Below are 16,597 nucleotides of genomic sequence, written 5' to 3'. Positions count from 1 at the left end.
AATTTTCAACAATTAATACATCATCATGAACAAAGGATTAAGCAAAGATATCTCTAATAAGGTATCAGTAATCAGTTTTGAAGAGATCCAAAAAACGGACTTCTTTAAAAAAATGCCTGAATTTCAAAAGAACTTCTTTAGGCAAAATAGAAAGCACGTCACCCACGAGGTCCACCACGGCTATAATGTAGCTAGGAATTTAGGATTTAAGGGATGGGAAAGGCAAACCGCTGCCAGCTACCAGATAAAGCAATTTTTGAAGCGCATCATAATGCTTTGGAAGAGCATTTCGATAAAAAACAAATAGCCGCTTAATGTACCCCTTCTACCACCATATAAAACACGAAGATGAAAAGATCCTTATTCCGGGATGCATGGGTACAGATCCGGAAGACCCGATGGATCTGGATATTGTTTAACCGCTAAAAATAAAACTGATGAATAAATCCCTTATTCTCTTTTTGATCCCTGTAGGATATATCTATATCTCAATAATCCTACTACAAGCCAATCCTTTAAAATGGACTTGGACGGCACAGCTGATGCTATTATTAATCACCCTTATGTGTGTGATATTTTTAAAAGATGAACTTAGAGAAGAGTAATCCCCCTCTCTCCCTAACAAAAACAAAGAATGGCAAAAATTATAGAATTAATAGAAACAGATGATTTAAGAGGAACTGGAAAACCAGAAGATCCTTGGAGACGTGTAAAGCAATACTTCACTAAAGAAGGTGAATTATTATTTGAATTAGATGATTGCCAACCCCTTATTAAATAAGATAAGATGAAAGACGTAATAAAATTTCTAAAGAAAAACGGTTTTAAAAACATGGAACTCGGTTCTTATGCAAATGATTTATGTAATGTAGTAATAAACTCGAATGAATATGAAGTTGCAGATAATGAAGGGAATACTATGTACAGCAAAGATCATAACATTTACTGGCTTATAGGAGTTCTAACCTATTATGGATTTATCGAAAAGAATTATAAGATTTAACCCACCAATCAATAAACACCAATACCTATGGAAAATACATTAGAAAATAAAGCGAAGTTCTTTGCTCAATACTGGACTTGGATTTACGAAGGTGAATCTGTTTGTGTAACTATCCAAGATATTCAAGAAAGTGACTTCTTGAGACTAAAACCACTATCTAAAATAAGTGATGAAGATGCTATTGAGATAGCCAATAGAATCGGGTATTTTTTTGATAAAGTTGTTAGATCAAAAAAATATCTATACATAACTGATAAATACAATGACTTTGAAGATGTTCAAGAAACTTTGAGAATTTACCACAATGGGGAAATATTTTATTTAGATCAGAGTGGTAAGGTACGTGAATTGTCAATGGAGCAAGCTGAAGAAGTTATTTCTTTAATTAGACAGAAGGGTATTGCGTATCAATCAAGAGGTCTTTCGGTAGAACAACAATTAGAATATAACTGGATAAAATTAACCGAGTAAAACCAGCTATAAGATGAATAGAGAGTATGAATTAAATAAATTAAAATCCAAACCTGATAAAAGTTTTTGCAGTTGTGGTCTTGGAAATTATAAGGAAAGAAGAAAATGTAAGCACAAATCTTGTCAAGAAGACGCTAAACACACACAAAATGTAAATGATTTAGTTGAAAGGGGCTGGTTACCACTTGAAAGATGGAGACACGTTTAAAACTATAAAGATGAAAGCAGAAGAACTAATTAAAGAAAGACCTAAATTAAAAGATTACAGAAGTATATCTGGAAGAATCAATACTCAAACAAAAGATAAATTCATTAAAGATTTGCAAAATTGGTCTTATAAAGCTGAGGATATGTTGCTTTCCCTCACCAAAGACCAAACAGAAGAAGAGAAGTGGATAAGTGTAGAAGATAGATTGCCAGAAACAGGAATTCCAGTTGTAATTTATGGAATTAATGATTACGGAAAGGAAAGAAGACTTCGGGCTTTTTATGCGCCTAAATTTTCTATTTATGCAGATTGTTACGAAGGAGACAATGATGAATACTGTGAAGAAAAAGACGAGTATTTTATCCCTGAAGGTTGGTATGAGCAAAATGAATATGAATGTACTAATTGGTACGTAGGATTTAAACCTACCCACTGGCAACCATTACCAACCCCTCCCAAACAATAGAATACATGGAAGAAGAAAGAGAAGAAAGATTAGAAACTCTTTTAATTAATAAGAGAGATGAAAGAATAAGTTGGTGCGAGTTCTGGGATTACTTTCAGGATCTAAACGTTAGCGCTAAAACTTATAATGAAGTTCAGGCTAAACACAGCAGTAAAATAAATCAAATTGATAGATCAATAAGAGATTTGCAAAATGAAATAAATAACCTCCACCAATGAAAGAACCTAAAGAAAAGGCAAAAGAGTTAATAGAGAAGTTTATTCCAGATGCTAAATATTGGGATTGTTACAATGATGTTCCTTTAGATGAAGATCACGCTAAGAATTGCGCACTTATCGCAGTAGAAGAAATATATAATCTAAAACTAGAAATAGGTCAGCACTTAGAAGAAATGCCTGATAAGCAAAACTATTATTCATATTGGGAAGAAGTAAAAACCCACCTACAAAACAAAGAGTAAAAACAGTAATGCAAACCAACCTATTTGAATAAATAGCAGTTTCCAAGGCCAATCAATTACTAGATCTGGTTAACGAAGGAAAAAAAGGAAAGGAAAAATATATATCCCATTACTTTTTTCATCATAATAGCTACATCGTTTTTATGGCTGCCAATTCTAAAAAAGACTTAATTTTTAATGTACTGGATCAGTACGGGGAAATTCCCAAAGATTTGCCTGTAAATTGGAGGCACTTATCCCATATAAAACAAGAGATTGGACTGTAATTATCATCATATTTTTATGACGGTATTCCCTTATTTTTTGTATATTGCACCTATCAACAATTAATATTCAAAGTCCTGCATCACAGGCATTCACTTTCAAAACAGTAAAATAAATTAAGTTCTGGCCGGAAGAAAAAAACAGCCTGAATTTGAGCTTCAGAAAGCGGTATCAAGGTATTTGTCTATACAATACAAAGACATTTTATTCCTAAGCGATACTGTTGCAAATTTAAAGCTTACCGTACCTCAAAAGGCGCGTAATAAGTCTATTCAAAAAACTGGATTCAAATGCCCCGATGTTCTTATTCTCGAACCACGCGGAGGCTATTCAGGTTTATTTATCGAACTAAAGGTAAAATCACCATTTAAACAAAACGGAGAAATATATTCCAATGACCATTTAAAAGGCCAATTGGAAAGTATTAATGCGCTAAAATCAAAAGGTTACTTCGCTTGCTTTTCTGTAGGATTCGATGAAACCAAAAATATTATTGATACATATTTCAAAAAAGACATTAAAACATCACTAGGAGGGGATGATTTAGACGCTTAGTTGTCGCTAATCGAGGCCGTGATAATGCAAGAAAGCCAACATCGGGATCCCCAACTATTTTACATTTTTAAAGCTCGATAAATTATCACAAGACTGGCTTACCGGTGAAAAGTAACCGGGAAAAGGAGAGGTGCCGAAATTGGTAGCCGGGCGATATAGTCGTAGTGGATTAAGTTATCAGGCCAGTAACTCCACTTTGCAGGTTCAAGTCCTGCCCTCTCTACTAAAAGAAATATTATATGACTGTATGTTTAGGAATACTTTTTTGCATCGTAGGGATAATATCTCTACTGGCGTCTATAATAATCGCAGTCAAAAGCATTGAGGAGTAATGAAGCCGTACACAAAACTATATTTCAGAGCACTAGGATACGCTGAAAGTGATTTTATCCCTTCGGAAATTTCAGGTAATAGAGCTGTGGATATCAATCACATTATTTGCAAAGGCTCAGGCGGGAATCCTTCAGGGGATAAAGACCGCATAGAAAACCTAATGGCACTTACCAGGGAAGAGCATATCGAGCAAGGTGACAAGAAGCATTTAATCGCTGATCAATTTAGAACCCATGCAAGATTATTAGAAGCCAACGGGGTAAAATTTGATAAAATCTGGATCCACGAACAAATTCAGAAGTATAGCCAATATGAAGCCAGTAGTGCTGAATTAATTAAAGGGCATTAGGGATGGATAAGCGAAAGAAAAATTTATTGGTTTCATTTTCCACGGGAGAAACTTCAGCTAAAATGGCGAAGTGGCTTAAAGACAATAAGTCTAATGAATACAATATGCTTTTTGCTTATGCCAATACGAGTAGAGAAAGAGAGGAGAGTTTGTTATTCGGAAATAAATGTGATAAAGAATTCGGTTTGGATTTAGTCTGGATTGAAGGTGTTTATTCTATGACTTATGGAGAGGGAACGACTTATAAAGTAGTGGATTACAAAACCGCTAAGCGTAACGGAGAAGTTTTTGAGGAAATGATAAAAGCTTATGGCTTACCCAATGTGACCTATAAGCATTGTACCCGAGAATTGAAAACAAACCCTCTTAAGAAATTAGCAGATGATGTTTTTGGAACGAATAATTATGAAATAGCTATTGGTTATAGAGTTGATGAAGTAGATCGAGTAAATAAAGATTGGAAAGAAAAAAGACATTACTATCCCTTAATTACTGATAATCCACTCACTAAGCCTCATGTTAATGTATTCTGGAAAAATATGCCTTTCAGGTTAAACCTTAAAGGCTATGAAGGCAATTGTAAAAGGTGCTTAAAATTCACGCTAAGAAAACAGTTGACTCAAATTAAAGAAGAAAGAGAAAAAGGGGAAATTGATAAATGGTGCGAGAAAATGGAAGATAAATACGGGGATTATGTGCCGCCTCATAGAGAAGAAAAAAGAAAGCCACTTGAAGGTAAATTAACTTTTTTCAGGAATAACCTGAGCCATAAAGATTTAGTTGAATTATCTCAACAAAATTTTAAAACAGCTACTGACGATTCTGTTATTTATGATAGACAAGAAATGCTTTTTGGTTTTGAATTAGATAAAAACGGAGACGGTGGATGCTCAGAAAGTTGCGAACCATTTAATTAATAAACTATGAAAATCAAGATCACTAAAAAGTTTGTAGATCAGGAAACAGGAAAAACTATTCTTCCTAAAAAAACCATCGAGCGAAACAAAGAACGCGGACAGGCAATTATTAATGCTGGTTATGGTGAAGAGGTGAAGCCGAAAGCTAAGAAATCTGAATCTGATACTAAGGAATAATTGAGCACAAGAGCAAACATAAAATTTTCTAGTCCACATGGAGAGGTTATTCATATAGACCGAAGCCATGATGGTTTCCCTGAAAATATTCTTCCAGATATTGAAAAGGTAGTTGAATTATGCAAAGGCCGTTGGAGTGGTTCAGAATTAGGACAGCTTGTAAGTGCTTTTTTAGGCTATCATTTTGAAGCAAATCGGAGAATTCAAAAATACGAGCCTTGTATTGGTTATGAAAAAGCCGGGGATGAAAGTTATTGCTATTTCGTAAGATGGAACGATGAGAGTAGAGAATATGAATTTGGAGTATTAGAGTAATGACAGACAAGACCTTCGAAAAATATAAAGCAGTTATTGATGAGTGGTTCGTCAATGGCTTTAATGGCGTGAAGGCATATCAAAAAATATACCCTAAATCTAAAGATAAAAGCGCAGAAGCAAACTTCAGAAAAATACTCGCAATTGCTCGCATCGAGGAATTTGTTAAAGAAAAGCGCGAAGCAATAGCCGAAGCTAACAAAATAACTATTGATGAGTGTGTTTCTTTACTTACTTCTATGGCTCGATTCGATATTGCCGATTGCTATGATGAAGATGGAGTTTTAAAGCCTATTCATGAGATTCCAAAAGAAACCAGATTAGCTATTGAAGCTTTGGATAGTGATGAAATATTCATAGATAGTATGGTTGTAGGAAGGACTAAGAAATTAAAAACCTCCAATAGACGGTCGAATGTAGTTGAGCTTTTAAAAGTGCTTGGAGGTTATGAAAAAGACAACAATCAGAAGAAACAGGACAACATTGTAGTATTCCGAATACCGGACAATGGCAGAGGTTAAGACAATTCAGCCACAGGAAGGTTATCAGCTTATGGCGCTTGCTTCTCCTGCAGATATAGTGATTGGAGGAGGCGCAGCAGGCTCCGGGAAGACGTTCGTTCTTTTATTAGACGCAGTAAGGGATAAAAGCAACCCTGATTATGGAGCGGTAATCTTTAGAAGGCTTACCACCCAGATCAAAGCGCAGGGAGGTTTAAAAGATGAAAGTGAAAAGCTTTATCCTCATTTAGGAGGCACTTATAACCAAACTGAATTGCAATGGAAGTTCCCGGAAGGTGCAAAGATTAAATTCTCCCACCTGGAACATGAAAAAAATGTAACGAGTTGGCAGGGGTCACAGATCCCAATGATAGGTTTTGATGAGTTAACACATTTCTCAAAACAAACGTTCTTTTATTTATTGTCTCGTAACCGTTCCAATAGTTCGATTAAACCGCGAGTAAGAGCTACTTGTAACCCCGACCCTGACAGCTGGGTATATGATCTTATAAAATGGTGGATTGGTGAAGATGGTTTCCCTATTCCAGATCGTCAGGGTGTAGTAAGATATTTTGTGAAAGATGGGGATAGCATGATTTGGGGTAGCACCGTGGAAGAATGCATTGAAAAAGCCGCTTATTTCATCAATCCATTAGTGGAAGCCTCAGGAATTGAAGCCAAGCATTTTGTGAAGTCCATCACTTTTATAGGCGGATCTGTTTACCAGAATAAGGAGCTACTTAAGAATAACCCTGAATATCTGGCAAACTTAGCATCCCAAGACGAAGATGCCAGAAACCAATTATTAGCCGGGAATTGGAAAGTATCGCTTAATCCAATGGACGTGTATCATTACGCATCATTCAAAGATATTTTCAATAACGATTTTGTAAAGGCCGGTGAAAAGTATATTACAGTCGATGTGGCGACTTCAGGAAAAGATAAGCTTGTTATATGGCTATGGGAAGGTTTCCGGATTAGGGATCTAATGAAGATCGATAAATCTACCGGTAAGGATATCATAGATGAGATTAAAGCAATGGCTCTGAAATGGGGAGTTCCTAACCGAAGAATTGCTTACGATGCCAATGGAGTAGGAGCATTTATAGGAGGTGCAGATAATGCCTTTATTCCAAATTCTATTGCTTTTGATAGTAATAACAGACCCAGGGAAACTAAAGACGGACGAAAGTTCAAAAACCTGAAAACTCAATGTTATGTGCTGAGTGGCGAACGAGTTGAGCGGAACGAGATATGGGTAATGCCACAAGTAGCTAATATGATGTTTGATGAAAAACAAACCATTAGACAGCGAATGTTAGCGGAACGCAAGGCAATAAAAAAGCAACCTAAAAAAGATGAGGAGCCGCAAGCCCTGATCAAAAAAGAAGAAATGAAAGCAAAGTATCTGAATGGGGAGAGTACCGATTTACTAGACCCTTTTATGATGCGAGAAATATTTGAACTGGAACCACCAATCACTATTTCAAAACCAACCAAGCCGAAAGGCTTAAACTTTGGAGGATAATGGAAGAAGAATTTGACTTCGACTTTAAAAATGCAACTGCAGTAACCGATTTCTTAGGCGAAAACGAAAAGCGTAATAAGAAAATAGCTGAATATAAATCTGAATATGAAGGTACCGATGAGGGCCGAAAGCTTCGCGACAATCAAATTGGAAAGCGTGAAGATTATACTCAGGGGAAAAAATCAGTAAAAGCGGAACGCCTGAAAACCCAGTACCAGAAGTATATCGTTCAAACCGGGGTTTCTTTTCTTCTAGGGGATGCACCAACTATTACTGCAAGTGATATTGATAATGAAGGAGGTAAAACTATCCTTGATGTCTACAAGAAAAACAGAATAAACGATAAGCTTCAGGAATTTGCCGAGCAAGCCATGAGCACCACCATGGGAGTTTTTATATTCTCTAGGGGAACAGATAACGAAATAAAAGCCAGGCTTTATACTCAGGACAATGGGAAATATACTCCTCAATATGATGTGTATGGTGATTTGGTTGCTTTCTACTGGCAATTTACCATTGAAGAAATAGAACATATTTGGATTTTTACTGAAACTGAGATTCATAAGTATGAAGATGAGAAGTATATCAATTCAGATTCGCATGACTTTAGAGTAATACCAGTGGTTTTTGTCGACCAAAAAGAGCCAGAATGGTTTATTTCCAAGGAAGATATTGACCGCTATGAAATGCTTAAATCAAAGTTAGCCGGTTCCAATAATTATTTCGCTTTCCCTATCCTGAAATTAAAAGGCGGTACTGTTAAGAATGATAAAGGCGAAGATGAAACGCTTATTGATATAGACGATGACGGTAAATCACTTCTTTTGGGAATTGCCAAACATAATGACCATGTGATTGAAGCGGATGCGGATTTCTTACAAAGGGATGCTGCCACTGATTCTATAGAACTTGAAAAGAACTGGCTTAAAGAAGATATTCACCGTATTACCCAAACTCCAGATTTATCTTTTGATAATGTGAAAGGGATAGGAGCACTTTCTGGACGTGCTTTGCTTCTAATGATGCAAGACCCTTTAAATAAGGCTAAGCGAAAACGTGGAGCATACAGCACAGCAATTAGTCGTATTCTATCCATTATTAAGAACGGTTTAAATATTACGGATGAAGAATTGAGTTTCGATATAGAATTCAATTACTCTATTCCAGAAGATATGAAGGAGTGGATTGAAATGCTTTATACTGCTACTGGTGGGAAAGCAACTATGTCTCAGGAAACGGGAATACAGCATAACCCACAGGTTAAAGATCCAGCTGCTGAACTCGAAAAGATTCAGGAAGAGGAGAAAAATAGAATGGGAGAAACATTTGTGCCGTAATGATTACAAAAAAGCATAAGACACCTTTATACGGTACAGAGTTTACGATTGTTGTATATAACAACAATAAGGAGTTTGAGGATAAATTCAAGGACTGGGAATTTGATCAAAATATAGAATCATTTGATGGAGCAGTTTTCAAAAGAAAGGAAATGTATTACATCGTTTTTTCTGCTGAAAAGAAGGGATATCCAACACCGGGAATAATAGCTCATGAATCAAAGCATCTGGTGAATAATATTTTTATAGATATCTGTCACAATTTAGACCTATACAATGACGAACCAGAAGCCTATTTATTAGGTTGGATAGTGAACCGGGTACACGAAGTTTTAAATAAAGTCAACAATTAATATATAACATCATGAAATTATTAAATGAATTACTGGAAAAGCAAATTGATAATCTGAATTATAATCGCAATCATCTTGTAGAGTCAATATCTGAAGCTAATGAAAACAGTTCTAATTATGAGAAGAAAATTCAAGAGATAAACTATCAAATAGCTTCAACCGATAAGCGTATTGATTATTTGATGGAACAGCTACTATGCGATTTAAAGATAAAAAGTAAAAGAAATAATCATGGGACCATCAATTAACCAATTAAACGATTTCGATGAAAGTAAAAGTCTTGAAGAGCATTTTGGTGTAGATATGAGTGAGAAGCACGGATCTATGCACGAACCAAAGCGAAAACTTTCCCGAAAAGAACGCAGGGCCTTCAATAAAAAATTGAAGAAACCCAAATACCAAAATCTTGCTAAGAAAATAATTGAATCTAAAAATAAGAAGTGAGAGATTTAATATTCAGAGCTTATAATCCAATTGTAGATAGGTTTCAGCAATTCAGTCTTCAAGATATCGAAAAGAAAAAAGACCAAATACAATGGCATATTTTAAAAATAGACCAATATACAGGCTTAAGGGATTCTAAGGGACGTAAGATATTTGAAAATGATATTGTAGAGTTTAGCTGTGAGAGATATTATGATAGTGATCCAAAGGTACCAACAACTAAAACCTTTATTTCTCAGGTAAAATATATCGAAGCTGCATTTATAATATCTGAAACTCAGGAAGACGATACTTTTTTATGCGCTTTCAACAATGAGTGTATAATCAAGGGAAATATTCACAGGAACAAGGAACTTTTAGAAAAATAAACTATGAAAGCAATAGAATTTGAAGGCCACAATGTAAAAATAGCCGAAGATCAACCGGAGTACCAAACTCTGCCAGCGCTATTCAATAAGCAAGAAGGTTCAATGACGTTTTGTTTTGAATTAGATGAGCAAGAAATCGAACAGGTAAAAAAAACCGGTAAGATTTGGATTAAGCAATTGACTTTCGGTAAGGCTATGCAGCCTATTGCCGGAACTGTATTGAAGGAACATTTAATTGAACAGTAATGGAAGTAGCAATAATTGGACACGGAGCAGATAAGGAAGCTATGATAAGAGCTACTGCTATGATGCAAAAAGCCGGAATGACGGTTATAGAAGCTTCTGAAAGAATGGCTGAAGCATCCAGAAGATTACATATCGATTCTGTAGGTGCTAAGATTGAAGCTCAAAACTTAGCTCAATCAATTAATAACCTGAAAAGGAATATTGAATTTGAGAAACCGAAATCTAAATATCATAAGTAGATGGAGGAACTGGAAGAAATGGAAATGCCAACACCTTGTGAAAGGTGCGGTGATTGGTTTGACCTTAACGATGGGGGGCCAAGTAAATACGTTAAAATTCAAATATGTAGAACCTGTTCAGATAACGAAAGGTAACTAATGACCAACAACTGCGAAAATAGACTACTTTCTTTACTGAGTGCTCATGAATGGCACTTGGATAGATTGTACGCGGAATATGCCCGGCAATTCGGTTCTATCTTTCGTAATTATTCAGGCACTACCAATAAGTTAAAGCAAAAAGAATTGGATAGGGCCTTAGTTCAATTCCATGACGATTTAGAAAAGCTTTTTTCAGATCAAATAAATAACTCTTTTGGTATTTCAGATTTATGTAATGATGAAGCAGCTGAGCAATATTTAAAGGATCTGGATATTTCTGCAGATGAAAAGGCAAAATTTTTAAAAACAAATTCCAATGCTGCCAGTGCTTTTGTTTCCAGAAAACAGGCCGGGCTTAATTTAAGTGAACGAGTTTGGAAGCTTACCAATCAAACACAAGCATCTTTAAACAATGCTTTAGAATCTGGAATATTTGACGGACGTCCTGCAGCGGACATGGCCCGGGATTTAAAGCGGTACCTAAAAGAGCCAGACCAACGATTTAGAAGAGTAAAAAATGAACAGGGCAAATTGATATTGTCTAATCCTGCTAAAGACTACCACCCTGGACAAGGGGTTTATCGTTCAAGCTATAAAAATGCACTAAGATTAAGCCGCAATGAAATCAATATAGCCTATCGAACCAATGATTTTGAAAGGCGTAAAAATATGCCTTGGGTAATGGGACAAAAAGTTAGGCTTAGTTCGGCTCATCCCAGATATGATATTTGCGATGAATTGGTGGGTACTTATCCTAAAGAATTCAAATTTGTAGGCTGGCACCCTAATTGTCTTTGTATAGCAGACAGTCTATTATTACCAAGATCAAAATTCAAAGAATACTTAGCCGGTGGTGGTATTGATCAGCGGCACCTTATTAAAAATGTTCCAAAAAACGCATTGGATTATTTAAACGACAATGCCGAGCGAATTAAAGGCTGGAAGAATAAGCCTTATTTCCTTCGTGACAACTTCAAAATGACAAAAACCGGATTCGTACCTAATGCGAATATTCAAAGTTAAATTAGAAAGACAGCAAGGCGGTAAAAAGTTACAGTGGTCCCGTGAAGAATTGTACACAGGTGATCATCCTCCGAAAGTTGGAAAATCTATTGCGCTTATGACTACGCCAACTACTTTTCAAACGGTGGTATCTGTGGAAGATATTACTCCAGATATTGAAACTAAAGTAAGCCTAACCACTATTGTAGTAGATGTTGTAGAGCGTACCAGGTTGAAGTTTTTCGAAGTTTACGGTAAAGATCCTAAAGACAATAGAAAGCTTTTTATAAACTGGTATATAAGAACTCATGAAGGAACCTACCGATCCTTAATTAATGACCTTTCTAATTTCTATTTACATATTAGCGAAGACCGGATAAATCGATATATCAATGAATCGGAATAAAGAACTCATTGAAAAAAGGCGAAGACTTATTGGTATCTATATGGAGAATCAAAAACGAAAGCCCGGATATTCTTTTCAAGAAGCAACCAATCGGGCAGCATCTGTTTTTTCGGTATCGCATAAAACCGTATGCACCGACCTTGCTGTTTTCAACGGTACTATAATGGCAACTACGCACCTACAATTAGAATTAAGCCTATAAAGGCTTAGTCTAAAATTATATTGCAGCCTATTCAACAATTAACGAAAACCAATCGTACGATGAAAATCGAAGAATTTATCAAGAAACTAGGTGTGGCGTTGGAAGACGATGACACTGCCAAGGCGCTTGAAGCGTTCGGGGTAACTCCTGAGCAAATTGAGGAATTTAAAGACCTCACAGTTCCTTCAAATCTCGAAGAAGCCTTAAAAATTAAAGGAGTGCAGAGTGAGTTTGATAAGAAGCTTAAAAAAGCTGCTGATACTCGTGAAGCAAAACTTAAAAAAAGATTTGGATTCGGCGAAGAAGAGGAGGAAGAAATGGAAGAAGAGGAGGAGATCGAAACAAAAGATCCTGCTATGAAAGCGTTGCTTGCAAAACTTTCTAAAATGGAAAAAGAGTTACAGGAACAAAAAGCCGAAAAGCAACAGGAAACTGTAGCTCAGAAAACTCAAAAAGCGAGAGACTTCTTAAAATCCAAAGGCATTTTACCTGGATATGCCAGTGAACTTGATTTAGAAAAAGACTTTGAGGAGCAATTTGAAACCGTTAAGGAGAAATTCGAAGCTGACGGTGGAACCATTGCAACTGAAATTCAAACAAATCCAAGAAATTCACGCATACCAGTTCCACGAAATGGAGGGGCGAAAAAACCTTCAAAAGAGGAAATTGCTGATATAGTTAGATAATCTAAAAACCAATACAATGGCAGTATTAGATTTAAGCGTCGAAGAGCAAAAGGAATATTCCGAAGGCATTGACGGCGTTGCTATCAAGAAACACATTCACGGCCTTGAAGGAGGAGCAGTTCTTAATATGACTGGTTTTCCTGACAGATTCATTTTTGAGGGTCATGGTGTAATTCGAGAAGATGGCGAATTCAAGCCGCAACCAGTTGACGGCGCAAAAGGAGCTTTACTCGTTGGGGTTGTGCGTTCTACCACTAGAACCGCTAAACCTTCTACCGGTGTTATGACCGGAGGGTACTTCAACAACGAAGTTGTAAAGTATAAGTTTAACCAGAATTCCTTAGATGCTTTAAAAGCATTAGGAATCTATAATCAACCAGACTACTAATGGCAGTATCAATTTTTAAAGATCTGATTGATGAGTATATGGAAGGCGTTGTACTTGCTCAATATGAGAAAGTAAACGGTTCCAAAGATGCTCCAGCTTATGATCATGAGCGTTATTTAACGCCTGAGTATAGTGCGGATATGTCGTACAGTTCTGTAAGTGGAAATTACACACGAATCACTGCTGATTTCGTTTCTTATGATTCTCCACTTCCTGTAAAGTCCAGAGCTACTGTAAAAAGTGCATCTGGCGAGGTGCCTAAAATGGGTATGAAATTCGTTTTGGGAGAGAAAGAAATGAATACACTTCGTATTCTAAGACGTGATCCGGGAAGAAAGAAAGAATTAGCACGTAAAGTGTTTAATGATTCTGAAAACGGTATTTACGGAATTAAGGAACTAATTGAAGAGGCTATGTATGTAGGTTTTTCAGGAGGTGCAATGCTTATTCCGCAAGAGAACAATACCGGTACAGCTGTAAGAGCCAGCTATGATATTCCTAAAGAGAATCAGTTTGGGGTAACAGGAAAATGGAGCAATCCAGATTCTAAGCCTATCTCTGATCTTAGAAGGATTAAAAAGGCTGCTAGAGCAAAAGGGGAATATCCAAATACTATTTGGATGGGCGCAGATACGCTTGATAATCTATTGGATAACCTTCAGATTAAAGCTCAGTTTGCTTGGAATAACAGTTTCTCAGGAGATAATCCTAATATCCCAACACTTGACGAGGATCAAATTAGAGGTCTTTTATCAAGAACTTTAGGTATGAATCTAATTGTTGTAGAGAGAACTTTTGTTCACCAAAAGAATAAGCAGCGTATTGTTACCGAAGGATGGGAGAAAAACATGGTAGTTCTTACTACCGGAACTAATATTGGTTCTTTGGTGTATTCTACACTTGCTGAGGAGGAATTCCCAGTAGAAGATGTGCAGTACCAGAAAGCAAACGATTATATCCTTGTAAAGAACTGGGGAACTACAGATCCTGTTAGCCATGCTACCGGAGCTGAAGCAATTGTATTCCCGGTATTGCAGAATGTAGAGTCTTTCTTCTATATCAATGCTGAAGAAGCTGACGCTTCTGATGATGTTCAGGTAGAAGGTGACGCGGTTTATACCTACAAGGAAACAGACTATACTAAAGCTTCTGTAGTTGCTGGATTGAATGCTACAGGTGAAGTACCTGAATCCAATGTAGATCAGGCAGATTCTACTTTAACAGGTAAGATCAATAAGCTTTCTGAAGCTGGTATCGAGAAGTTCGAAGCTGAACTTGTAGCATCCGTATAAGATGACTAATAAAGATTGGCTTAACGAAATAGTACCTGAAGTAAGCCAGGGAATAAAAGACGCTATTATGGTAGCCCGGGAAGTAAATCCCGGTGCTACTTATAGTGTTACTGATCAAAGCATTGAATTGGCAGAAGCTGATATGTATATGCGAATGAGACGTATTTCCTCTTTTACCGAAGGCTCGCTTTCCGTTAAGTACGATCTAAGTTCTTTGAAAGAGCAAGCCAATGCCATTTACAAGCTGTATGGAGATCCGAAATATAATGACGGTATACCCAAAATAAGGTCGGTTAAGTTATGATAAATAGGTTTCCGCATACGGCTACTATTAAACTGGAAACAGTTGGTGAAGGAAAACTTCCTGAGGTAACTAAGGAAGAGATAACCTTGAAAGGTCGATATGAGCCAGAAAAGGGGAATAAAAACCTTGACTATAAAGCCAAATTCTATTGTGAGCAAACACCAGAACAATTGAAATCAAATCCTCATGCATTTGACGATCAAAAGATGGATATTTTTGGTAGGAGTATCACAATAAAACAGGCTTGGCCTTACCAAACCCACTGCGAGTTATGGCTGGATTAAAAGCGATGTTCAACCTTAACCAGGTTCGAGATTACATGAGTGATCAAATCGAGCAGATAGAAGATAAATCTATTGAAGCATTGCGTTATCAAGGCGAAGAATTTATTAATAAAGCCAGGAACTCAGGGAACTATACAGACCGAACCGGAAACCTCCGGGCTTCTGTAGGTTATGTAATTCTGAAAGATGGGCAAGAAATAGATTCAAGCTTTACGGGTGGTAAATCACAAGGGGTAAAAGCCGCTAAAAAAGCCATTGATGAAGTAAGAGGTTTATTTGGTAAAGGACTTGTTTTAATAGGCGTGGCTGGTATGAATTACGCAGCTGCAGTTGAGAGTAAAGGTTTCGATGTGATTACGGGTAGCGCCCCAAATTCTAATGATATAAAAGATTTATTAGGTGCAATCAAGCTATAACATACTACTTGCTTTAAGCGAGTTATTTCAGGGTAAGAATTTACCTGTTGATTATGTGGATGGTGCTCCAAAAGGTCTTCAATCAGAATTCATTGATACCAATACAATCAATAATCCAAATGGGTATCTGCAAAATGGTTTTGGGAATGTGAATATTCATCTTCCAAAGCTTACAGGTGATCTGCACAATGGCAATCGATTTAAAGAATTAACAGATATAATAATTCCACTTCTGGACGATGTTACCCAGGTAACAGATAACGGAACCTTTCATTTTCAGATATATGATGATAAGGGAACATTTGAAGATCCGGACAGAGACGGAATGAGTTACTATAATATTCGATTTGAATTTCAAACATTATAACAAATGTCAAAACAACATAACTTTTTAGGTATTGTCGCGGTTTACTTCGGCGATCCCGGGGACGGAGTAATGGGAGATACCCTTACCGAGTTCAACGATATTGAAGTTGGTTCTACTACACTGGAAGGTGCGAGTGCCAATGAGGAAAATATCCCTACAGAATCAAATGATACTTACATTACCGTGGATGGTACTGTTGATCCAACTAATATGGTCGTTCGTTTGTTCGGAGTTACTCCAGAGCAGCGTGTGCAGCTTATGGGTGGTAAAGTAGGAACTGTAGACGATGGTGAAGATGAAGGAAACTATATGGCTCCTGCCGGAAAACCATCAATTTACCAGTCTTTCAAGGCAGTAGGTAAAACGGTAGATGGTAAGAGAGGTGTGCTTAAAATTCCTTACGGAAAAATAAGTGCCAGAGATCAGGGAACACTTACTAAAAACGGCCTTCCAGCTGTAGAGGTAAGAATTACCGCAAATACTCCTGAATCTGCCGCTGGTGATGAAGGAAGTCCTTACATCTTAGGGTTTGAAGATGTAGTATAATATTGAAGCCCTGCTAAGGTGGGGCTTTTT

General features: G+C 36.8%; 35 protein-coding genes and 1 tRNA gene. All 36 read left to right on the top strand.

Annotation, left to right across the window (positions count from 1 at the left end; translation table 11 throughout):
• Positions 1 to 25 precede the first annotated feature (25 nt).
• Positions 26 to 307 carry a hypothetical protein gene (locus GFO_RS11615; protein WP_011710326.1) on the top strand — a complete coding sequence of 94 codons (282 nt, stop codon included), beginning with the start codon at positions 26 to 28 and terminating at the stop codon, positions 305 to 307.
• Between the two features lie 130 nt (positions 308 to 437).
• Positions 438 to 605 carry a hypothetical protein gene (locus tag GFO_RS17750; RefSeq protein WP_011710324.1) on the top strand — a complete coding sequence of 56 codons (168 nt, stop codon included), beginning with the start codon at positions 438 to 440 and terminating at the stop codon, positions 603 to 605.
• A 29-nt stretch (positions 606 to 634) separates the two neighbouring features.
• The gene (locus tag GFO_RS17675; RefSeq protein WP_011710323.1) at positions 635 to 781 is read left to right on the top strand and encodes a hypothetical protein; all 147 of its coding nucleotides are present in this window, start codon (positions 635 to 637) and stop codon (positions 779 to 781) included.
• A 6-nt stretch (positions 782 to 787) separates the two neighbouring features.
• Positions 788 to 1,003, top strand: coding sequence for a hypothetical protein (locus GFO_RS11610; RefSeq protein WP_011710322.1), 216 nt, complete (start codon positions 788 to 790; stop codon positions 1,001 to 1,003).
• A 27-nt stretch (positions 1,004 to 1,030) separates the two neighbouring features.
• The gene (locus tag GFO_RS11605; RefSeq protein ID WP_011710321.1) at positions 1,031 to 1,474 is read left to right on the top strand and encodes a hypothetical protein; all 444 of its coding nucleotides are present in this window, start codon (positions 1,031 to 1,033) and stop codon (positions 1,472 to 1,474) included.
• Between the two features lie 13 nt (positions 1,475 to 1,487).
• Positions 1,488 to 1,682, top strand: a complete 195-nt coding sequence (locus GFO_RS11600; RefSeq protein WP_041250109.1) for a hypothetical protein — start codon at positions 1,488 to 1,490, stop codon at positions 1,680 to 1,682.
• Between the two features lie 10 nt (positions 1,683 to 1,692).
• Positions 1,693 to 2,148: a DUF551 domain-containing protein gene (locus GFO_RS11595; RefSeq protein WP_011710320.1), complete on the top strand. Its 456-nt coding sequence runs from the start codon at positions 1,693 to 1,695 to the stop codon at positions 2,146 to 2,148.
• 5 nt (positions 2,149 to 2,153) lie between these two features.
• Positions 2,154 to 2,366 (top strand): hypothetical protein, encoded by a 213-nt coding sequence (locus GFO_RS11590; protein ID WP_011710319.1) that lies wholly within the window; start codon positions 2,154 to 2,156, stop codon positions 2,364 to 2,366.
• Complete coding sequence (locus GFO_RS11585) at positions 2,363 to 2,608, top strand: hypothetical protein (RefSeq protein WP_011710318.1); 246 nt, start codon at positions 2,363 to 2,365, stop codon at positions 2,606 to 2,608. Before GFO_RS11590 ends, GFO_RS11585 begins: the two co-directional genes overlap by 4 nt.
• A gap of 444 nt (positions 2,609 to 3,052) precedes the next feature.
• On the top strand, positions 3,053 to 3,427 hold the full coding sequence (locus GFO_RS11580) for a PDDEXK family nuclease (protein WP_011710315.1): 375 nt from the start codon (positions 3,053 to 3,055) through the stop codon (positions 3,425 to 3,427).
• A gap of 124 nt (positions 3,428 to 3,551) precedes the next feature.
• Positions 3,552 to 3,650 (top strand) — tRNA-OTHER (locus GFO_RS17670).
• A 108-nt stretch (positions 3,651 to 3,758) separates the two neighbouring features.
• The gene (locus GFO_RS11575; protein WP_011710314.1) at positions 3,759 to 4,109 is read left to right on the top strand and encodes an HNH endonuclease signature motif containing protein; all 351 of its coding nucleotides are present in this window, start codon (positions 3,759 to 3,761) and stop codon (positions 4,107 to 4,109) included.
• Between the two features lie 2 nt (positions 4,110 to 4,111).
• Positions 4,112 to 5,026, top strand: a complete 915-nt coding sequence (locus tag GFO_RS11570) for a hypothetical protein (RefSeq protein ID WP_011710313.1) — start codon at positions 4,112 to 4,114, stop codon at positions 5,024 to 5,026.
• A 6-nt stretch (positions 5,027 to 5,032) separates the two neighbouring features.
• Entirely contained in the window at positions 5,033 to 5,203 is a 171-nt protein-coding gene (locus GFO_RS17745; RefSeq protein WP_011710312.1) for a hypothetical protein, read from the top strand.
• Positions 5,204 to 5,518, top strand: a complete 315-nt coding sequence (locus tag GFO_RS11565; protein ID WP_011710311.1) for a hypothetical protein — start codon at positions 5,204 to 5,206, stop codon at positions 5,516 to 5,518.
• Complete coding sequence (locus GFO_RS11560) at positions 5,518 to 6,039, top strand: terminase small subunit (RefSeq protein ID WP_011710310.1); 522 nt, start codon at positions 5,518 to 5,520, stop codon at positions 6,037 to 6,039. Before GFO_RS11565 ends, GFO_RS11560 begins: the two co-directional genes overlap by 1 nt.
• Positions 6,026 to 7,546 (top strand): phage terminase large subunit, encoded by a 1,521-nt coding sequence (locus GFO_RS17325; RefSeq protein WP_011710309.1) that lies wholly within the window; start codon positions 6,026 to 6,028, stop codon positions 7,544 to 7,546. Before GFO_RS11560 ends, GFO_RS17325 begins: the two co-directional genes overlap by 14 nt.
• Positions 7,546 to 8,883 (top strand): phage portal protein, encoded by a 1,338-nt coding sequence (locus GFO_RS11550; protein WP_011710308.1) that lies wholly within the window; start codon positions 7,546 to 7,548, stop codon positions 8,881 to 8,883. Before GFO_RS17325 ends, GFO_RS11550 begins: the two co-directional genes overlap by 1 nt.
• A complete protein-coding gene (locus tag GFO_RS11545) occupies positions 8,883 to 9,236 on the top strand; it encodes a hypothetical protein (protein ID WP_011710307.1) in 354 nt (117 codons plus the stop codon). Before GFO_RS11550 ends, GFO_RS11545 begins: the two co-directional genes overlap by 1 nt.
• An 11-nt stretch (positions 9,237 to 9,247) precedes the next feature.
• A complete protein-coding gene (locus GFO_RS11540) occupies positions 9,248 to 9,484 on the top strand; it encodes a hypothetical protein (RefSeq protein WP_011710306.1) in 237 nt (78 codons plus the stop codon).
• A complete protein-coding gene (locus tag GFO_RS11535) occupies positions 9,468 to 9,680 on the top strand; it encodes a hypothetical protein (RefSeq protein WP_011710305.1) in 213 nt (70 codons plus the stop codon). The genes GFO_RS11540 and GFO_RS11535 overlap by 17 nt, the downstream gene beginning before the upstream one ends.
• The gene (locus GFO_RS11530) at positions 9,677 to 10,048 is read left to right on the top strand and encodes a YopX family protein (protein WP_011710304.1); all 372 of its coding nucleotides are present in this window, start codon (positions 9,677 to 9,679) and stop codon (positions 10,046 to 10,048) included. The genes GFO_RS11535 and GFO_RS11530 overlap by 4 nt, the downstream gene beginning before the upstream one ends.
• 3 nt (positions 10,049 to 10,051) lie before the next feature.
• Positions 10,052 to 10,294 (top strand): hypothetical protein, encoded by a 243-nt coding sequence (locus tag GFO_RS11525; RefSeq protein ID WP_011710303.1) that lies wholly within the window; start codon positions 10,052 to 10,054, stop codon positions 10,292 to 10,294.
• On the top strand, positions 10,294 to 10,533 hold the full coding sequence (locus tag GFO_RS11520) for a hypothetical protein (protein WP_011710302.1): 240 nt from the start codon (positions 10,294 to 10,296) through the stop codon (positions 10,531 to 10,533). The genes GFO_RS11525 and GFO_RS11520 overlap by 1 nt, the downstream gene beginning before the upstream one ends.
• Positions 10,534 to 10,668, top strand: a complete 135-nt coding sequence (locus tag GFO_RS18020; RefSeq protein ID WP_011710301.1) for a hypothetical protein — start codon at positions 10,534 to 10,536, stop codon at positions 10,666 to 10,668. It begins immediately after the preceding gene.
• Positions 10,669 to 10,671: 3 nt separating this feature from the next.
• Entirely contained in the window at positions 10,672 to 11,697 is a 1,026-nt protein-coding gene (locus GFO_RS17320; RefSeq protein WP_011710300.1) for a hypothetical protein, read from the top strand.
• Positions 11,678 to 12,082 carry a hypothetical protein gene (locus GFO_RS11510; RefSeq protein WP_011710299.1) on the top strand — a complete coding sequence of 135 codons (405 nt, stop codon included), beginning with the start codon at positions 11,678 to 11,680 and terminating at the stop codon, positions 12,080 to 12,082. Before GFO_RS17320 ends, GFO_RS11510 begins: the two co-directional genes overlap by 20 nt.
• Positions 12,069 to 12,284 carry a hypothetical protein gene (locus tag GFO_RS11505; RefSeq protein WP_011710298.1) on the top strand — a complete coding sequence of 72 codons (216 nt, stop codon included), beginning with the start codon at positions 12,069 to 12,071 and terminating at the stop codon, positions 12,282 to 12,284. The genes GFO_RS11510 and GFO_RS11505 overlap by 14 nt, the downstream gene beginning before the upstream one ends.
• A gap of 59 nt (positions 12,285 to 12,343) precedes the next feature.
• A complete protein-coding gene (locus tag GFO_RS11500) occupies positions 12,344 to 12,970 on the top strand; it encodes a hypothetical protein (RefSeq protein ID WP_011710297.1) in 627 nt (208 codons plus the stop codon).
• 16 nt (positions 12,971 to 12,986) lie between these two features.
• Positions 12,987 to 13,358, top strand: a complete 372-nt coding sequence (locus tag GFO_RS17315) for a hypothetical protein (protein WP_011710296.1) — start codon at positions 12,987 to 12,989, stop codon at positions 13,356 to 13,358.
• A complete protein-coding gene (locus GFO_RS11490) occupies positions 13,358 to 14,650 on the top strand; it encodes a major capsid protein (protein WP_011710295.1) in 1,293 nt (430 codons plus the stop codon). Before GFO_RS17315 ends, GFO_RS11490 begins: the two co-directional genes overlap by 1 nt.
• A gap of 1 nt (position 14,651) precedes the next feature.
• The gene (locus GFO_RS11485; protein ID WP_011710294.1) at positions 14,652 to 14,954 is read left to right on the top strand and encodes a DUF6706 family protein; all 303 of its coding nucleotides are present in this window, start codon (positions 14,652 to 14,654) and stop codon (positions 14,952 to 14,954) included.
• Positions 14,951 to 15,238: a hypothetical protein gene (locus GFO_RS11480; RefSeq protein WP_011710293.1), complete on the top strand. Its 288-nt coding sequence runs from the start codon at positions 14,951 to 14,953 to the stop codon at positions 15,236 to 15,238. Before GFO_RS11485 ends, GFO_RS11480 begins: the two co-directional genes overlap by 4 nt.
• Positions 15,226 to 15,654 (top strand): hypothetical protein, encoded by a 429-nt coding sequence (locus tag GFO_RS11475; protein ID WP_011710292.1) that lies wholly within the window; start codon positions 15,226 to 15,228, stop codon positions 15,652 to 15,654. The genes GFO_RS11480 and GFO_RS11475 overlap by 13 nt, the downstream gene beginning before the upstream one ends.
• Positions 15,638 to 16,021 (top strand): hypothetical protein, encoded by a 384-nt coding sequence (locus tag GFO_RS11470; protein ID WP_011710291.1) that lies wholly within the window; start codon positions 15,638 to 15,640, stop codon positions 16,019 to 16,021. Before GFO_RS11475 ends, GFO_RS11470 begins: the two co-directional genes overlap by 17 nt.
• Before the next feature lie 3 nt (positions 16,022 to 16,024).
• On the top strand, positions 16,025 to 16,567 hold the full coding sequence (locus tag GFO_RS11465) for a hypothetical protein (RefSeq protein ID WP_011710290.1): 543 nt from the start codon (positions 16,025 to 16,027) through the stop codon (positions 16,565 to 16,567).
• The last annotated feature ends 30 nt before the right edge of the window (positions 16,568 to 16,597 follow it).

This window comes from Christiangramia forsetii KT0803 (genome assembly GCF_000060345.1).
Taxonomy (GTDB): Bacteria; Bacteroidota; Bacteroidia; order Flavobacteriales; family Flavobacteriaceae; genus Christiangramia; species Christiangramia forsetii.
Note: the sequence above shows the minus strand (reverse complement) of the source record. Positions and strands in the feature narration are given on the sequence as shown.

What these genes read in the sequence shown, in the direction of transcription:
- GFO_RS11615 (WP_011710326.1), top strand. Translation starts at nt 26, where the DNA reads ATGAACAAAGGATTAAGCAAAGATATCTCTAATAAGGTATCAGTAATC.
- GFO_RS17750 (WP_011710324.1), top strand. Translation starts at nt 438, where the DNA reads ATGAATAAATCCCTTATTCTCTTTTTGATCCCTGTAGGATATATCTAT.
- GFO_RS17675 (WP_011710323.1), top strand. Translation starts at nt 635, where the DNA reads ATGGCAAAAATTATAGAATTAATAGAAACAGATGATTTAAGAGGAACT.
- GFO_RS11610 (WP_011710322.1), top strand. Translation starts at nt 788, where the DNA reads ATGAAAGACGTAATAAAATTTCTAAAGAAAAACGGTTTTAAAAACATG.
- GFO_RS11605 (WP_011710321.1), top strand. Translation starts at nt 1,031, where the DNA reads ATGGAAAATACATTAGAAAATAAAGCGAAGTTCTTTGCTCAATACTGG.
- GFO_RS11600 (WP_041250109.1), top strand. Translation starts at nt 1,488, where the DNA reads ATGAATAGAGAGTATGAATTAAATAAATTAAAATCCAAACCTGATAAA.
- GFO_RS11595 (WP_011710320.1), top strand. Translation starts at nt 1,693, where the DNA reads ATGAAAGCAGAAGAACTAATTAAAGAAAGACCTAAATTAAAAGATTAC.
- GFO_RS11590 (WP_011710319.1), top strand. Translation starts at nt 2,154, where the DNA reads ATGGAAGAAGAAAGAGAAGAAAGATTAGAAACTCTTTTAATTAATAAG.
- GFO_RS11585 (WP_011710318.1), top strand. Translation starts at nt 2,363, where the DNA reads ATGAAAGAACCTAAAGAAAAGGCAAAAGAGTTAATAGAGAAGTTTATT.
- GFO_RS11575 (WP_011710314.1), top strand. Translation starts at nt 3,759, where the DNA reads ATGAAGCCGTACACAAAACTATATTTCAGAGCACTAGGATACGCTGAA.
- GFO_RS11570 (WP_011710313.1), top strand. Translation starts at nt 4,112, where the DNA reads ATGGATAAGCGAAAGAAAAATTTATTGGTTTCATTTTCCACGGGAGAA.
- GFO_RS17745 (WP_011710312.1), top strand. Translation starts at nt 5,033, where the DNA reads ATGAAAATCAAGATCACTAAAAAGTTTGTAGATCAGGAAACAGGAAAA.
- GFO_RS11560 (WP_011710310.1), top strand. Translation starts at nt 5,518, where the DNA reads ATGACAGACAAGACCTTCGAAAAATATAAAGCAGTTATTGATGAGTGG.
- GFO_RS17325 (WP_011710309.1), top strand. Translation starts at nt 6,026, where the DNA reads ATGGCAGAGGTTAAGACAATTCAGCCACAGGAAGGTTATCAGCTTATG.
- GFO_RS11550 (WP_011710308.1), top strand. Translation starts at nt 7,546, where the DNA reads ATGGAAGAAGAATTTGACTTCGACTTTAAAAATGCAACTGCAGTAACC.
- GFO_RS11545 (WP_011710307.1), top strand. Translation starts at nt 8,883, where the DNA reads ATGATTACAAAAAAGCATAAGACACCTTTATACGGTACAGAGTTTACG.
- GFO_RS11540 (WP_011710306.1), top strand. Translation starts at nt 9,248, where the DNA reads ATGAAATTATTAAATGAATTACTGGAAAAGCAAATTGATAATCTGAAT.
- GFO_RS11535 (WP_011710305.1), top strand. Translation starts at nt 9,468, where the DNA reads ATGGGACCATCAATTAACCAATTAAACGATTTCGATGAAAGTAAAAGT.
- GFO_RS11525 (WP_011710303.1), top strand. Translation starts at nt 10,052, where the DNA reads ATGAAAGCAATAGAATTTGAAGGCCACAATGTAAAAATAGCCGAAGAT.
- GFO_RS11520 (WP_011710302.1), top strand. Translation starts at nt 10,294, where the DNA reads ATGGAAGTAGCAATAATTGGACACGGAGCAGATAAGGAAGCTATGATA.
- GFO_RS18020 (WP_011710301.1), top strand. Translation starts at nt 10,534, where the DNA reads ATGGAGGAACTGGAAGAAATGGAAATGCCAACACCTTGTGAAAGGTGC.
- GFO_RS17320 (WP_011710300.1), top strand. Translation starts at nt 10,672, where the DNA reads ATGACCAACAACTGCGAAAATAGACTACTTTCTTTACTGAGTGCTCAT.
- GFO_RS11510 (WP_011710299.1), top strand. Translation starts at nt 11,678, where the DNA reads ATGCGAATATTCAAAGTTAAATTAGAAAGACAGCAAGGCGGTAAAAAG.
- GFO_RS11505 (WP_011710298.1), top strand. Translation starts at nt 12,069, where the DNA reads ATGAATCGGAATAAAGAACTCATTGAAAAAAGGCGAAGACTTATTGGT.
- GFO_RS11500 (WP_011710297.1), top strand. Translation starts at nt 12,344, where the DNA reads ATGAAAATCGAAGAATTTATCAAGAAACTAGGTGTGGCGTTGGAAGAC.
- GFO_RS17315 (WP_011710296.1), top strand. Translation starts at nt 12,987, where the DNA reads ATGGCAGTATTAGATTTAAGCGTCGAAGAGCAAAAGGAATATTCCGAA.
- GFO_RS11490 (WP_011710295.1), top strand. Translation starts at nt 13,358, where the DNA reads ATGGCAGTATCAATTTTTAAAGATCTGATTGATGAGTATATGGAAGGC.
- GFO_RS11485 (WP_011710294.1), top strand. Translation starts at nt 14,652, where the DNA reads ATGACTAATAAAGATTGGCTTAACGAAATAGTACCTGAAGTAAGCCAG.
- GFO_RS11480 (WP_011710293.1), top strand. Translation starts at nt 14,951, where the DNA reads ATGATAAATAGGTTTCCGCATACGGCTACTATTAAACTGGAAACAGTT.
- GFO_RS11475 (WP_011710292.1), top strand. Translation starts at nt 15,226, where the DNA reads ATGGCTGGATTAAAAGCGATGTTCAACCTTAACCAGGTTCGAGATTAC.
- GFO_RS11465 (WP_011710290.1), top strand. Translation starts at nt 16,025, where the DNA reads ATGTCAAAACAACATAACTTTTTAGGTATTGTCGCGGTTTACTTCGGC.